At 38.5% G+C, this 14,842-nt stretch carries 15 protein-coding genes; 8 read left to right on the top strand and 7 right to left on the bottom strand.

Annotated elements, in window-relative coordinates; genetic code table 11:
* Nucleotides 1-560: 560 nt before the first annotated feature.
* The 4 genes from rsmI to PVV69_RS05705 all read left to right on the top strand — a co-directional run bounded on the left by rsmI (nucleotide 561) and on the right by PVV69_RS05705 (nucleotide 3,031).
* Nucleotides 561-1,448: a 16S rRNA (cytidine(1402)-2'-O)-methyltransferase gene (gene rsmI, locus PVV69_RS05720; RefSeq protein WP_273756801.1), complete on the top strand. Its 888-nt coding sequence runs from the start codon at nucleotides 561-563 to the stop codon at nucleotides 1,446-1,448.
* Nucleotides 1,449-1,464: 16 nt separating this feature from the next.
* On the top strand, nucleotides 1,465-1,833 hold the full coding sequence (locus tag PVV69_RS05715; protein WP_273756807.1) for a YraN family protein: 369 nt from the start codon (nucleotides 1,465-1,467) through the stop codon (nucleotides 1,831-1,833).
* Nucleotides 1,834-1,938: 105 nt separating this feature from the next.
* Nucleotides 1,939-2,184, top strand: a complete 246-nt coding sequence (locus PVV69_RS05710; protein WP_273756800.1) for a hypothetical protein — start codon at nucleotides 1,939-1,941, stop codon at nucleotides 2,182-2,184.
* Nucleotides 2,185-2,239: 55 nt separating this feature from the next.
* Nucleotides 2,240-3,031: a pyrroline-5-carboxylate reductase gene (locus PVV69_RS05705; RefSeq protein ID WP_273756798.1), complete on the top strand. Its 792-nt coding sequence runs from the start codon at nucleotides 2,240-2,242 to the stop codon at nucleotides 3,029-3,031.
* Between the two features lie 825 nt (nucleotides 3,032-3,856).
* On the opposite strand, the gene PVV69_RS10060 is transcribed toward PVV69_RS05705, so the two are convergent.
* From PVV69_RS10060 to PVV69_RS05680, 5 genes are all read right to left on the bottom strand, one after another.
* Nucleotides 3,857-3,982: a 4Fe-4S dicluster domain-containing protein gene (locus tag PVV69_RS10060; protein WP_404978373.1), complete on the bottom strand. Its 126-nt coding sequence runs from the start codon at nucleotides 3,980-3,982 to the stop codon at nucleotides 3,857-3,859.
* Between the two features lie 224 nt (nucleotides 3,983-4,206).
* Complete coding sequence (locus tag PVV69_RS05695) at nucleotides 4,207-5,868, bottom strand: electron transfer flavoprotein-ubiquinone oxidoreductase (RefSeq protein WP_273756797.1); 1,662 nt, start codon at nucleotides 5,866-5,868, stop codon at nucleotides 4,207-4,209.
* Nucleotides 5,869-6,174: 306 nt separating this feature from the next.
* A complete protein-coding gene (locus tag PVV69_RS05690; protein WP_273756796.1) occupies nucleotides 6,175-6,333 on the bottom strand; it encodes a hypothetical protein in 159 nt (52 codons plus the stop codon).
* Nucleotides 6,334-6,336: 3 nt separating this feature from the next.
* Complete coding sequence (locus PVV69_RS05685; protein ID WP_273756795.1) at nucleotides 6,337-7,257, bottom strand: electron transfer flavoprotein subunit alpha/FixB family protein; 921 nt, start codon at nucleotides 7,255-7,257, stop codon at nucleotides 6,337-6,339.
* A gap of 52 nt (nucleotides 7,258-7,309) precedes the next feature.
* Nucleotides 7,310-8,056: an electron transfer flavoprotein subunit beta/FixA family protein gene (locus PVV69_RS05680; RefSeq protein ID WP_273756794.1), complete on the bottom strand. Its 747-nt coding sequence runs from the start codon at nucleotides 8,054-8,056 to the stop codon at nucleotides 7,310-7,312.
* 528 nt (nucleotides 8,057-8,584) lie between these two features.
* Here PVV69_RS05680 and PVV69_RS05675 point away from each other — a divergent pair.
* The 3 genes from PVV69_RS05675 (at nucleotide 8,585) to PVV69_RS05665 (ending at nucleotide 11,292) form a co-directional block, all read left to right on the top strand.
* Nucleotides 8,585-9,394: a hypothetical protein gene (locus PVV69_RS05675; protein ID WP_273756793.1), complete on the top strand. Its 810-nt coding sequence runs from the start codon at nucleotides 8,585-8,587 to the stop codon at nucleotides 9,392-9,394.
* A gap of 165 nt (nucleotides 9,395-9,559) precedes the next feature.
* On the top strand, nucleotides 9,560-10,480 hold the full coding sequence (locus PVV69_RS05670) for a sulfite exporter TauE/SafE family protein (RefSeq protein ID WP_273756792.1): 921 nt from the start codon (nucleotides 9,560-9,562) through the stop codon (nucleotides 10,478-10,480).
* A 2-nt stretch (nucleotides 10,481-10,482) separates the two neighbouring features.
* A complete protein-coding gene (locus PVV69_RS05665) occupies nucleotides 10,483-11,292 on the top strand; it encodes a TIGR02186 family protein (protein WP_273756791.1) in 810 nt (269 codons plus the stop codon).
* A 21-nt stretch (nucleotides 11,293-11,313) separates the two neighbouring features.
* Here PVV69_RS05665 and PVV69_RS05660 read toward each other — a convergent pair whose 3' ends face one another.
* Nucleotides 11,314-11,595, bottom strand: coding sequence for a DUF6460 domain-containing protein (locus PVV69_RS05660; RefSeq protein WP_273720961.1), 282 nt, complete (start codon nucleotides 11,593-11,595; stop codon nucleotides 11,314-11,316).
* A gap of 55 nt (nucleotides 11,596-11,650) precedes the next feature.
* Complete coding sequence (locus tag PVV69_RS05655; protein ID WP_273720962.1) at nucleotides 11,651-11,791, bottom strand: hypothetical protein; 141 nt, start codon at nucleotides 11,789-11,791, stop codon at nucleotides 11,651-11,653.
* A gap of 901 nt (nucleotides 11,792-12,692) precedes the next feature.
* Between PVV69_RS05655 and PVV69_RS05650 the strand changes: the two genes are divergently transcribed.
* Nucleotides 12,693-14,324 carry an ABC transporter substrate-binding protein gene (locus PVV69_RS05650; protein WP_273756790.1) on the top strand — a complete coding sequence of 544 codons (1,632 nt, stop codon included), beginning with the start codon at nucleotides 12,693-12,695 and terminating at the stop codon, nucleotides 14,322-14,324.
* Nucleotides 14,325-14,842: the final 518 nt, after the last annotated feature.

The following is a 14,842-nucleotide window of genomic DNA, read 5'->3' as shown; positions in this document are numbered from 1 at the left end:
CAGATATAAAAAGTATTTTTCGATATGAAATTTCTGGGTATTCATCACGCTGTTGCAAAAGCTATAGAGAATATTACAAAATGAGATGTTATGATACGGTCATACTTATCCTAAAATGATGAGGGGACTACTGCTAGGGGGAGAGGCATATTTGCTTGGGGGATATTTTAATGGCGATGAATAAGGTTCTCTCGAAAAAAAGCGGGTGATGTCAGTTAGAAAACTTTATTTTTAACAGAGGAATGTCGGCATTTGATATGGAAATGGCTGAAATTGTTTTCTTGATTTCTTGAAATGGACGTTTTGCGTAAAAATATTGGAGCTGATATGATGTTTTGAGAATTGAGATCTATTTTATTGAGAATGATTATGGTTACCAAAATGCGTTATAATATTCAATAAAAATATCAATATTGGAGTAAGAAATCTTGGTGTAGCTCAGCATTTATTGCAATGGTTGGTTCTTTGGCGGTAGCAAAAATTGGCTGAAATAGATGGTAGCGAAGAAAGGTTCTGATAAGAGCAGATGGAGGGGGATTATTTGATTATGAAAGAAGGGCATGGGTGAAAAAGCATATTTTATAGGTGGGCATGCTTATTCTGTGCCTGTTATAGAACCAGCACTCTATCTTGTGGCAACGCCTATCGGAAATCTTACCGATATCACTCTTCGTGCTTTGCAAGTGCTTGCAGGAGTTGATATTCTCGCCTGTGAGGATACACGGGTGACACGTGTTTTGTTGGAACGTTACGGTATTGAGAAAAAAACCATTCTTTATCATGAATATAATGCACAAAAGGCAGGACCGAAGTTACTGAAAGCTTTGGCAGAAAATAAAAGCGTGGCTCTTGTGTCAGATGCTGGGACACCGCTGATTTCTGATCCGGGATTTCGATTGGTGGAAGAAGCACGCAAAGTGGGACATAAAACTGTTCCGATTCCTGGGGCATCAGCTCTTTTAGCTGCTCTTGTTGCAACGGGTCTGCCCACCGATAGTTTTTTCTTTGCAGGTTTTTTGAGTGCACGAAAGGCACAACGCCAAAAGCGTTTGGAACAATTAAAAGCCATTCCTGCAACATTGGTTTTTTATGAATCGCCCCATCGTCTTGTTAATACTTTACAGGATATGGTTGCTCTTTTTTCGGCGGATCGCCCTGCGGCAATCTGTCGTGAATTAACAAAAAAGTTTGAAACGGTGGATGTCTCTAATTTAGGAAATTTATTGGAAAATTACAGCAAACAGGCGCATATTCGTGGGGAAATTGTTGTGCTTGTTGGGCAGGGAGTTTCTTCTTTGCAAGTGATGAATGATCAAGAAGTTGATGCACTGTTGTTAGAATTGTCTGGTGTGCATTCTGCGGCTCAGGCGGCTGCTTTGGTGGCAAAGAAAACGGGCTTAAAAAAACAAAAATTATTCCAGCGGTTGAATTTTTTAAAAGACACGTAAAACAATGGGGAAAACTATACAAAAAGAGCGCAGGCAGAAGTCTTTCTATCGAGGGGTTCGTGCAGAAAAATGGGCGGCTTGGTGGTTGCGACTAAAAGGCTTTCATATTGCTGAAATGCGTTTTAAAACAAAATGTGGTGAAATCGACTTAATTGCACGGCGTGGAAATCTTGTGCTCATTGTTGAGGTCAAGGCACGTCCAACATTAGCTGAAGCAATGGCTGCAGTTTCTCGGGTGAATGAAAGGCGCATTGAGGCAGCTGCCGATATTTGGTTGGCACGGCAAAAGGATCGCGCTCTTTTGTGTTTACGCTTTGATCTGATTGCAATTTTACCGTGGCGTTGGCCGCAGCATATTCCAGCATTTTTTACATCTGGTAAATAAGAGTTTCTATATTATTTGAACCATGGTAAGTGAAAGAACTTCCGTTTTCATATACAGATGCGTTAAATAAAATGCATAATATTTGAGTGCTATGAGGAACAAAATATGGATGATTATGAAAAGTTTGCAACGGGTTTGTTGATTGTTTTTGGGGCGTTGATTATAGGTGGTTTAATGGCAGTCCATATTATGCTGATGAATAAGCCAGGTTTTTTATTTGCTTTAGCGGCTGCTATTGTTGGTTGGTTTTCTGCTTTTGCTGTTCTTTTTGATAAGCCCAAAGTCTATTTGGTATTGATCATTCTTGCTATGCTTTGTGTTGCATCCTCAATTAGTGTTTATGTGAGTTAGAATGTTAAAGCGTTGGCTTTAGTTTTCTTTGAAATGATGCGTGTGAGGAATAGAAATGAAAATTGGCTTTCTTGGAACAGGTAAAATTAGTGCTTCCATGGTCGATGGTTTAATGATGAGCGCTTTTGACGTTTCTTCTGTTATCCTTTCTCCTCGCAATGCACAAATGGCAGAGCGCCTTTCATGTCATTATGATAAGGTTATGATTGCTGAAAACAATCAAGCATTGTTGGATGTTAGTGATTGTGTTTTTCTTTGTTTGCCCAACCAAATTGCAGAAGAGGTTTTGCGTTCTCTTCGTTTTCGTCCCGAACAGCTTGTGGTTTCTGTGCTGGCAATGGCAAAAGCAGCAGATGTTGAGGCATGGATAAATCATAAGGTTTATCGTGCTGTTCCACTACCATTTGTGGCAGAATGTAAAAATTTGACACCAATTTATCCTGATCATTCATTTTTACGAAGTTTATTTGATGCTTTGGGTGGTACATTGGTTTTGGATGCGGAAGAGCAATTTAATCTTTTCATGACGGCGGGTTCACTGATGGGGGTGTATTTTAATTTTATAGAAACAGCACATCAATGGTTTGTGACACAGGGGTTAAAGAACCAGCAGTCAGCAGATTTTCTTGCTATGATGTTTGGAAACTTAACCGATGAAATGCGCAAAATTATGGCTCAAGACTGTTTTACATCTCTTGATTTTGCGCTGCTTGAGAAAGAGTTTTCAACAAAGGGGGGAACAAATGAACTTTTGTCAAATTGTTTTTCGCGCCAAGGAGGAAAAAATGCTTTAATCACAGCTCTTGAGATCACTTTGCAAAAAATAAATACTCCCTTTACGCATTAAAATGCTTGATTAAAATTTATTTTTGATCTTCATCAGAGTTGTTTAGTGTATTTTTTATTTTTCATGAACACAGGCTTATAGAATTATCAGCTCTATATTTAAGGACAAGCAGCTTGATATTTAGGATTTTTTTTACAGGTATAAATTGCTTTATGAAGGTCGTTTCTCCTTTGCAGCTTGCATAGCAATCCTGAAGACAAAAACTTCTTTTCTCTTATCTTGGAAGCAAAAAATCTTTTCTTATACGATTACAAGAGAGATGAATGTGTGGATAAAATCGTTTACGGAGGAGAAAAATATGTTTTTTGTAAATGCCCTCAAACACAAAGAGCCAATGTGATATTTTGAGTTGGTAACAGATCATACAGCTTGCTTGTATTCTATTTTCATGGGGTGCACTGTGAGATGGGCTTGGAATTTTGTTGGGATTGTTTGTTAAAACAGCTCTATGAATCAGTGTTGTAGGGAGGGGGAGAGAGCAAAACGATAAACGCAAAAGCGTTAAGTATTAATCTCCTTAAAAGATTTTGTTGTGGATGTGTTTGAAGGTCGTGAAGCTTAAACTAAAAGACAGTGAAAAGGAGCGCTGGTTTGCCTCTTTCCAATAGAATTGTCAAAATATCTTAGTCGTTTTTTGTTCTTTATAAATAAAAAGTTGTTAGTGAAAATATGTTATTTTTTTAATGAGAACAATGATGGTTCTTGAAAATATTCTGGTGTGAGAGTGTTGATGAACAGATTGCACATTGTGAAAGAACGCATGCGTGAAAGCTATTGGGTGGGGTTCTAAGAAAAAGCGCTTTTATTGACTAGATTTATAGATTTTCATCTTAGGAGAATGAACAATGATTCCATAGTGAGATAAAGTGATTCCTCATTACTTTGTGAATGGGACCAGGACCAATCGATATTTTGATTGGGATCTTTCATATCGCAGTTTTTGCAATGTATGCAGTTTAAGGCGTTGATAACATAAGCCTAGCAATCATTAGACTCTAGCCATTTGTAGATAGCACTAGGGAAATAGCAGGTAGCAGTCTTCCATAGATTGCATATTCAGAGTTTTTTTGTTTTTCTTATGCGGCTATTGTTAAATGGCAAAGTTGGTTTTCTTTATGGTGCGTATGATACAGGCGTAATATTAGAAAGCTGGCTTTGAGAAGGATGAACAATGATTACATATTGAGATAAAGTGGTCCCTCATTGCCTTGCGGACAGGTCCAATTGATATTTTGATTGGGGTCTTTAATATCGCAGGTTTTGCAATGTATACAGTTTGAAGCATTGATAACATAGGTTGGGGAATCATTATGCTCTAGCCATTCGTAAACAGCAGCAGGGCAATAGCGGCTAGAAGGTCCTCCATAGACTGCATATTCAGAGTCTTTTTGTTTTTCTAATGAGGCTATTTTTAAATGGCAAGGTTGGTTTTCTTCATGGTGTGTATTCGAAAGTGCGATACTGGAGAGACGATCAAAGGTTACGATTCCGTCTGGTTTGGGATAAGCAATGGGTTGAAAATTTGGGGCTGGCTCAAGACATGCATAATCTGCTTTTCCATGGGAGAGCGTTTTGAATAAAGAAAATCCAAACAGCTGTTGCCACCATATATCAAAACCGGCAAGTTTGATTCCATATTTTGTGCCGTATTTTGCCCAGAGTGGTTTGGCATTGCGCACTTTATAAAGATCTTTGCCAATGGGACTTTTGCGCCAATCTTCTTCGATTTCTTTGACTTCATCATGGGCGCGGCCTTGTGCTAGAGCTATCGCGATTTTATCGGCTGCTAATATGCCAGATAAGATGGCATTGTGTGATCCTTTGATGCGAGGGACATTGACAAAACCAGCAGCACAGCCAATAAGTGCTCCACCTAGAAAGGTCAGTTTGGGTACAGACTGCCAACCACCTTCGCTGATGACGCGTGCTCCATAGGAAAGGCGTTTTGCACTTTTGAAAATTTCATAGAGTTTGGGATGTGTTTTGAAACGTTGAAATTCTTCGAAGGGAGAGAGATAAGGATTTTTATAATCTAAGTGCACAACAAAACCGACAGAAATTAAATTGTTTTCTTGGTGGTAAAGAAAACCACCACCACCAGTGTCATTGTCTAAGGGCCAGCCGGAAAAATGCTGCACTAAACCAGGCTTATGTTTTTGGGGATCAACTTCCCAAAGCTCTTTGAGACCGAGACCAAACTTTTGTGGTTCACGGTTTTTACTCAGATCAAATTTCTGTATCAGTTGTTTTGCAAGGGAACCACGTGCCCCTTCTGCAATCAGAGTATATTTTGCTAATAAAGCCATACCAGGCATATAATTTTCCCCAGGAGTTCCGTCTTTATTCAGTCCCATATCCCCTGTAAGAACACCAATGATGGCTCCATTATCGTTCTCTATGGTTTGTGATACGGCAAAACCAGGATAGATTTCAACACCAAGCGCTTCGGCTTTCTTGCTTAGCCAACGGCAAACACTCCCAAGTGAAACAATGTAACACCCATCATTTGATAAGATTTTAGGGAGAAAAATATTGGGAAATAATGTAGCGTGTGTTGGCTTTAGAAAAAAAAACTGATCACTGGTAACAGGCGTTTTAAAGGGATGATCGTGTTCATTTCTCCATTCTGGTAAGAGCCTATCAATGCCGATGGGGTCAACAACTGCTCCAGAGAGAATATGTGCACCAACTTCTGTACCTTTTTCAACGATTGTCACAGAAAGTTCGGGGTTGATCTGTTTTAGACGAATTGCGGCAGAAAGTCCTGCTGGTCCTGCTCCAACAATCACTATGTCAAATTCCATACTTTCACGTTGATGATGCAAAGGCACATTCATGGCTTATAAAGCTTTCTCCCGTTTTGGCATAATTTGGTGAAGATTAGCTGCAGATATTGGGCAGTTTTTATGGAGAGAAGTTCTGCTTGTTCTGCTTCAACAATCACACTGTCAACTTCCATACTTTCACGTTGATGATGCAAAGGCACATTCATGGCTTATAAAGCTTTCTTCGGTTTTGGCATAATTTGGTGAAGATTAGCTGCAGATATTGGGCAATTTTTATGGAGAGAAGTTCTGCTTGTTCTGCTCCAACAATCACACTGTCAAATTCCATACTTTCACGTTGATGATGCAAAGGCACATTCATGGCTTATAAAGCTTTCTCCAACTCTGGAATAATTTGGTGAAGATTAACTGCAGATATTGGGCAGTTTTTATGGAGAGAAGTTCTGCTTGTTCTGCTTCAACAATCACACTGTCAACTTCCATATTTTCACGTTGATGATGCAAAGGTACATTCATGGCTTATAAAGCTTTCTCCAACTCTGGAATAATTTGGTGAAGATCACCGACAAGGGCATAATCAGCAATTTGCATGATGGGAGCTTCTGCATCTTTATTAATGGCAACAATAATTTGCGCATCCATTATACCGGCTAAATGCTGGATTGCACCGGAAATGCCAACGGCTATATAGAGTTCAGGAGCAACGACTTTTCCGGTTTGTCCAATTTGCCAATCATTAGGAGCATAGCCAGCGTCAACTGCTGCGCGGCTAGCTCCTAAGGCCGCTTCTAGTTTATTTGCAAGGGGGAGAAGGAGTGCCATAAATTGTTCTTGTGAACCAAGTCCACGCCCACCTGATATAATAACACGTGCTGAGGTAAGATCAGGGCGGTCACTTTTATTGGTTTCTGCTTCTATAAAAGAAGAAAGGTTGGGATTGGGGGCTGGTATTATTGTCTTAATGGGAGCAGTGTTATTGTGGAAGGGGGTTGGTGGGAAAGAAGCTGTACGAACGGTTATAACCTTTTGATGATCATTGGTGCGTACAGTTTCAAGTGCATTTCCTGCATAAATGGGGCGTTTGAAGGTATCAGGTGCAAGAACCGCAATAATGTCTGAAATTTGCATAACATCAAGAAGAGCAGCCACACGCGGCATGACATTTTTGCCGGTGCTGGTAGAGGCAGCCATGATTACATCATAATCCTTCGCATATTTGACAATGGTATTTGCTATAGGTTCAGCGAGTTGATGGGCTAAATAATCAGCTTCAGAAACAAGAATTTGCCGTACACCAGCAAGTTTAGCACTGTTTTCGGCTGTAACTTGGACCTTTGTTCCACAAACCAAAATATCAATATCATCGCTCATTGCGCGCGCGGCGGTGAGCGCTTTTGCGGTTTCCTCTGTATTTTGTTCGGCTAATAAAAGAATTGCCATAAGTTTTTGCCCTTTTATACAATGTGTTTTTTAATCTATTGGTTATAGACTATTAAATGCGATTTGTTTGTTTTAGTGCATTGACTAGCTCTGTTACGTTAGCCACTTTAATACCAGATTGGCGCGGTTTTGGCTCTTCAACGCTTAGGACTGTTAAGCGCGCTTGCGTATCTATGCCAAGCTCAGAAAGCATTTTTTTTTCAATGTTTTTCTTTTTTGCTTTCATGATATTGGGCAGCGAAGTATAACGCGGTTCGTTTAAGCGTAAATCAGCAGTCATGACCATGGGGAGGGGTAGGGAAAGAGTTTGCGTACCATCGTCTACCTCACGGATAACAGTTGCGTATCCATTTTCTAGGTTTAGGCTTGAGGTAAAAGTTGCTTGTCCCCAACCAAGAAGAGCTGCTAGCATTTGTCCAGTTTGATTGCTGTCATCATCAATAGCTTGTTTCCCCAAAAAGACCATATCTGGTTTCTCTTCATCAACAATGACCTTGAGAATCTTAGCAATTGCTAAGGGTTCAAGAGTTTGTTCTGTCGTTATAAGCAGTGCGCGGTCAGCGCCCATGGCAAGTCCTGTGCGTAAAGTTTCTTGTGCTGCTTCTGGTCCAATTGAAACAAGAACAACTTCTGAAATTTTTCCAGATTCTTTCTGCCGGATTGCTTCTTCTACAGCAATTTCGTCAAAAGGGTTCATAGACATCTTGACATGGGACAGATCAACGCCTGTACCATCGGGTTTGACGCGTATCTTGATGTTATAATCCACAACACGTTTGACAGCGACAATTATCTTCATAATAATCCTCTTCATTTGTATGAGCACGAGTTTATAGTAATAATGGTAAGAAACCAAATTATTTAGAACGAAATCTCCTTATATTTTTTCTCATTATAGACGCTTGCTTGAGTCGGCTTATGTCTTTTATCACTGTTGTTCATCTCTTTTTTATGCGTTTTCATAATTGCCCTCTTCATTTGAATAAAAAGTAAAAACAATGCGCATTTATTTCAAGAAAATGCCTTCATGATGGTTTTGAAACAGTTGTAAGAGAACTTAAAATAAAAGGAATACAGAAGAGTAAATGGTCTTAGAATAACAAAATGAAAATATCCTTTTTTCGTTCCGTATGGTGATTTATCATGGAAGAATATTTTGTCTGTTTAAATCGTGAGAACAGGAAAATCAAAGATACTCATTGAGATGTTTTTGCAAATTCTTAAAGCTCTATTTACTAAAATAGAACATACTGTCTTCTGATTTGTGCAATTCTGCAAAAAATGAATAAAGCGTAGCGTTTATAGACATAGTGAGGGGTAGCGTATTTTGAATACGAAAAGTCAGACTATAAAGCAGGTTAAGCAAGACAATCCTTCTTCTTTTGTTGTGGAGCAAAAAGAGAAGATGGAAACTTCTACTGAAGTAACGATGTCCGATATTGCTAAAAAATTACGCTCTGTTTATGCACAAATGCAAATGAAGAATATTCCTCGTTCTGTAACAACACAAAGTTTTGTCGAAGAGAGTTTAAAATCTTACTTGGATGATATTAGTCGGGCAATTTTGGCTGAGCACTCTATTCGCCGCCAAAAAGAAAAAAAACTTTTTGAGTATCTAGAGCAAATTAAAACACTTGTTCAGAGTTTGCAGAAGGAAAAGAATAGCCTAGAAGAAGCAATGGTGACACAGCGTATGGCGCGTTCAAAATCACTTGATTCTGTTGTGCAAAAGCTTGCTAATATGGCTGGGGAGGGGGGAGAAGAATGCTCGTTGCTCCAAGAGACACCAAGCTGTTCAAAACAAAACAGTATAACTGCAAGCCAAACAAATTTTGAAAATGTGTTACAAAAAGGGAATAAAAACTCTTTGCCAAATGACACTATAATCCCTTTTTCAAAAGAGGTTGAGGAGCTTGTAGAGCATTCTACCAGAGAAGAAAAGAACTCTGATGTTCAAGTATCGGGTCTTTGTATTGAGGATGGTTGTACGCATTCCTTAAATGTGAAACCTCAGAAGATTTTCTCTTCTTCTCTTAAAAGTTTTTTTTGGTGTTTTTTAATCATTGCATTTATGACAGCGATAACGTTATGTTTTTATGGATTTTTCAAAGGAGCTGTTTCTTTTCATTTTTATTAGGTTAAGTGCTATGAGATATGTTGCGCATTCTTTATTTTCTGAAAGTATGTATGGCATTTTGAATTATCCTTTTAAATACGCGATAAAAACAAGTGAAGAAGAGGCTTATTGGAGAGGAGCTCTCGAATTATCTAAAAAACTCAAATTATCTTGAAGGTTTTATAAGTGAGTATTTATTTGCCAATTGCTGAAATGTCTCTCAACATGCTGATCTTGATTGGTATGGGAGTCGTCGCTGGTTTTTTTTCAGGTCTTTTTGGCATTGGTGGTGGTTTTCTTATTACGCCTCTATTAATTTTTTATAATGTCCCTCCTGCTATTGCTGTTGGAACAGGTGCTAATCAGATGATTGCATCATCTGTGACGGGAGCAATTACACATTTTAGAAGGCGTACTCTTGATATCAAACTTGGTATTCTTTTGGCAATTGGAGGGGGCGTTGGCTCTGTCATTGGGATTCAGATTTTTTCTGTTTTGAAAAAATTGGGACAATTAGATTTGATGATTTCACTTCTTTATGTGGTTCTTCTTGGCAGTATTGGAAGTTTAATGATTATTGAAAGCTGGTGCGATATGGTGCGTCGGCGTCAGAAACAAAAAATCCATGTTCGTCTTGCTGGTAGACATAATTGGATCCATCGATTGCCATTAAAAATGCGTTTTCGCACATCTATGATTTATGTGAGCATTATTCCAGTTTTAGCGATTGGTCTCATTGTTGGGTTGTTGTCTTCTATTATGGGAATTGGTGGCGGATTCTTTATGATACCGGCATTGATTTACCTTCTGCGTGTTCCAACCAGTGTGGTGATTGGAACATCACTTTTTCAGATTACATTTGTATCTTCTTTTACCACAGTTTTGCAAAGTGTGACTAATCAGTCCGTTGATATCGTGTTAGCTTTTTTGTTGATGCTTGGTGGTAGTATTGGGGCGCAATATGGAACACGGGTTGGACGAAAGTTAAAGGCTGAACAGTTGCGTATGGCTCTTGCATTTTTGGTGTTGATTGTATGTATGCGTCTTGCATTTCAATTATTTATACGCCCTGATAATCTTTTCTCTCTGGATATTTTGATGAGATAAAAATGGGTAGATTCTTTTCTTTATGCATCATTGCAGGTTGTTTTGGTGTTGTTTCTTTTTCTGCTTGGGCCCATATTGGCGCAAAAGCTGCGTACATTGATCCCGTTGATCATGAAACCATCCAAGTTATTGTAACAACAAATAGGATTACAGTTGATGCACATTTCGACGGTCGTGATCTGTATATTGCTGGTGTTTTGGAAAATATCGATCCTTTATATTCTCGACAAAATCCTTATGATATTATTGTGAGCTTAGAGGGACCAGCTCGGCCAATGGTGATGCGAGAAAAGAAACGTAATGCTGGTGTTTGGGTTAATGCAGATTCCCTTATTTTTAAAAATGTTCCTCTCTTTTATTCTATGGTCACAACGCGTGAGATTGATGATATTACAAGCGCTGAAGATTATAAACGTTTAGGGCTTGGATTATCTTCTTTATACTTGCCGACGGATGAACAAGATCAAAAGAAAATACAAATTTTTCGTGACGAGCTTATAAAATTACAAAAAGCCAAAAATCTTTATTATGAGGAAGAGGGCGGTGTTCATTTTGGTTCTGGTGCACTTTTCACAGCACATTTTCGTTTGCCAGCCAATACGCCTGTTGGACATTATCAGGTTCGTGCTTATCTTTTTCGTAATGGGCAATTTATTGACAGCACAACGACAACTCTTGAAATCGTTAAAGCACAAATTACTTATACAATTTTTCATGTAGCGCACAAGCATAGCTTGCTCTATGGTATCGTTGCTGTGATTGTGGCTATTAGTACAGGCTGCTTATGTCGCTTGATTTTCCGAAAAGATTAGCGAAGAAGAACCTTCAGTTCTTTATTTTTTTTCAAGGATGCGTAAGATGAGAAAAATAGGCACAACAATGATGGCTCCCATCATGGTCAGATAAGAAAGATTTGTAAGGGTTATAAAGCCTGTTTCCCAGAGAGATTTTAAAAACTTTATCATTTTCTGTACAAGACTCTCAGGTGTCCAGCCAAGAAAGTTCATGATAATGCCAGCGAGGAAGGAAAGGATGAGCAATTTTAGAACAACACGCCCTAATGTCCCTCCAAGAAATCTATGAAGAGAATTGGCCCACTTTTGCTTTTTGTTCATTTTTTATACTTTCAAATATATTATCCTATTGTTGCATAATATAATGGTGTTATCATTACAAAGAAGAAATAATACTTTTTTTATTATTTTTCCTTACTTCTCTTTCGAGTTTACCACCTTGTAATACGGGGGTAACCTTCGTGCTGGTTTCTGAAACACGCTCGTGTTCTGTTGGCATTTTTCGAGGTATCTTCATAATATTCCTTTCACTTTTAATGGATATTCTTTAGTTTCTCATGAATTTATGGAGAAATGTCATAATGTTTCGACGTTTTACATGAGGATGAAAAATTTTCAGTACGTCGAAGATTCCATAACAAATCAATGTGTTGTGTATAGAATGTGATTTCAAGACATCCTATTCCAAAGAGAGATTATTCATCTCGACAGGACCTGTATATATAGGTATTATATCTAAGTATTTCAACTTTTGTGAAAAAATAGTTATTTGTTTATTAGAAAGACCAATGCAACAAAAACAGGCAGCATAAGTGGAAAGAAATTCAGTGTTTTGAAAGCAGAGGGTTTTGAAATGTGTTGTTGAAGAAAAAGTTGATTGTATGCAGGGGGAAGGAATATCAGGTCACTATTGTTTTCGTGCTTTAGACTACGCCATTTTTTCTTAAAAGAGGATAAGGCTGGAGAGTGTTCTTTTTGGGATTTCATGGAAAAACTCAAATTTTCTTCTGCAGAAGGAGGTAAAGAGTTACGGTTTGCAAACTCTTCTTTAGGATTATAAAAATAGTCAATTATTCTTGAAGTTTTTGAATCGAGGGGATGATATTTTGATAACTTTTTTAAAAATCATTAAGAGGAAATTTGCTGAAGCAAACAAGAAGTCTTTGCCTGATGTGCTTTAAATTATAGATGTTGTGATTTAGCACGGATGCTGTCATGTGTGGTGTTACTCATTATGATCAGATCATTTTCTGTTGCATATCTTAATCTCGTTTAGTTGTGTTGGGAGGGACGAGTGGTTATTGTTAAAGATTTTAATATTTATTAAGGGGGTGTATTTTCTCAGTCTGATTTACTTATTTTTTTGCGCACTATTGTTGCATGGGGAATTTATACATAAATTTTAAAAGGAAAAATTGATGAGTTTAAAAAGAAAAATATTAAAAGGGAGCAGTTCTTTTATTTCTGCTGTTCTTGCAGTGGGGATGTTTGCACAACAAGTGTCAGCAAAGACACCTGCTGATACTCTCGTGATGGCTTTGAACATCGATTCAATCGAGACTTTTGATCCGGCACAGATCAATGAACGTTATGGAAATGAAATCGTTGCCAATATTTGTGATAACCTCATCGATTCCGCTACAGATGATTCAGCTAAAATAGCTCCTTCTTTGGCAAAGAGTTGGGATGTTTCAAATGAAGGTGGGGGTACGGTGATTACCTTTCATTTGCGCGATGATTTGAAGTTTAATGATGGCCGTACTGCTGGTGCTCATGATCTTGTTTGGGGCATGAAGCGGGTTGTCAAATTGAAGCTGTCTGCAGCGGCAATATTTAATGAATATGGTATTACAGAACAAAATGTTGATTCTACTCTGCAAGCACCAGATGAAAAAACGGTGGTGATGAAATTTGACAAGCTTTATCCAGCAGAGATCATCCTTGGACATATTCTTACTACTCGTGTTGCTGCTCTTCTTGATCGTGAAACAATTATGAAACACGAACAAGATGGTGATATGGGAAATCGCTATTTGGCAAGCCATGCTGCTTGTGTTGGTCCTTATCAGTTAGAAAGCTGGCGTTCGGGAGAAGCGATTTTGTTGCGTGCCAGTTCCCATTATTGGGGAGAGGTACCCAAATTGAAGAAGATTCTTATTCGTCATATTGGCGAGCCTGGAACACAACGTTTATTGTTGGAAAAACACGATATCGATGTGGCACGTAATTTGATGCCAGAGGATGTAGCAGATCTCCAAGCAACAACAGATATTAAGATTGAGAAAAGATTGACCCCATCTGTGATCATGTGGGGGTTTAATACGACAAATCCTATTTTTGCCAATGAAAAAGTGCGTTTGGCAATGCGCTATCTTATTGATTATGAAACACTTGGAAAGACTCTTCTTAAAGATGTTGGTATTCCACGGGCAAGCTTTATTCCCATTGGTAATCTTGGTGCCTTGGATGAAAAAGAGGGGCAACCTTTTAAACTTGACCTTCAAAAAGCTAAGCAGCTTTTGACAGAAGCAGGTTATCCGGATGGTTTTGAGGCTAATATTTATGCCGGAAAATCTCCTTATCCTTTCGCTTTGCCTATTGCTCAGTCTATTCAAGACAATGCCAAGAAGGTAGGTGTGCGTTTTAAGATTGAAAATTTTGTAGGAACACAATTGTTTTCAAAGCTTTATGCACGTGGTTTTGATACAATTTTTATGGGATGGAATAACGATTCTGCAGATCCTTATACGATGGCTTCACGTCTTGTTTACAATCCTGATAATCGATTTGAGGCTAAAAACACGGGCTATCCTAGTTGGTGTCATGGCTATTTTGATGAAGAGATGAATAAAAAGGTGAGGGAAGCATTGTTTCAGAAAGATCCACAGAAACGGGCGCAGATGTATGCTGATTTGCAGCGTGATTTTATGCAAAAAGGTCCCTATGCGTTTATCTATCAGACATATAATATTATCGCTATGACACCTGATGTGAAAAAATGGGTTTGGAATAGTGCACCACGTATTTTTTATAGTGCCATTGAAAAATAAGTGTGTCTTAGAACATTGTAAATTCTAAAAGCGTGATCATGAGAGCTTCGACGTTTTGCCTATGGTTGAAAAATCGCTGCAATATGTCGAAGTTCATCGGTAGCGAAGCAATATGCCAGCGAGAGAACGGGATTTCAAGGTATCCCATTTCACAAAGAGGTTATTCACCTCGACAAAGCATATGTGCGTAGGTATTATGGTTGAACATTTCAATCTTTTTGAAAAAATAATCATTTGCTGATTGGCAGGACAAACGCAACAAAGCAGGCACAATAAACAGTGCAAAATTTGGTGTTTTTGAAAGAGTGGGGGGCTTTAAAATGTGTTGTTGAGGAAAAATTTGATTGTATGCAGGGGCGTGGGGGAATGTTAGGTCACTGGGGGGGCATGCTTTAAATTATACCCTCTTTTCTTAAAAGAAGATAAGGTGCTGAGAGTGTTTTTGGGGGGATTCATAGAAAAGCTTAGATTTCTCCTTAAAGAAAGAGAGAAGGAAGCGCTATGAGCACTCAGTTCTT

The sequence above is a fragment of the Bartonella sp. MM73XJBT genome (assembly GCF_028618465.1).
Classification (GTDB): Bacteria; Pseudomonadota; Alphaproteobacteria; order Rhizobiales; family Rhizobiaceae; genus Bartonella.
This window is presented reverse-complemented; position numbering and strand designations above follow the sequence as displayed.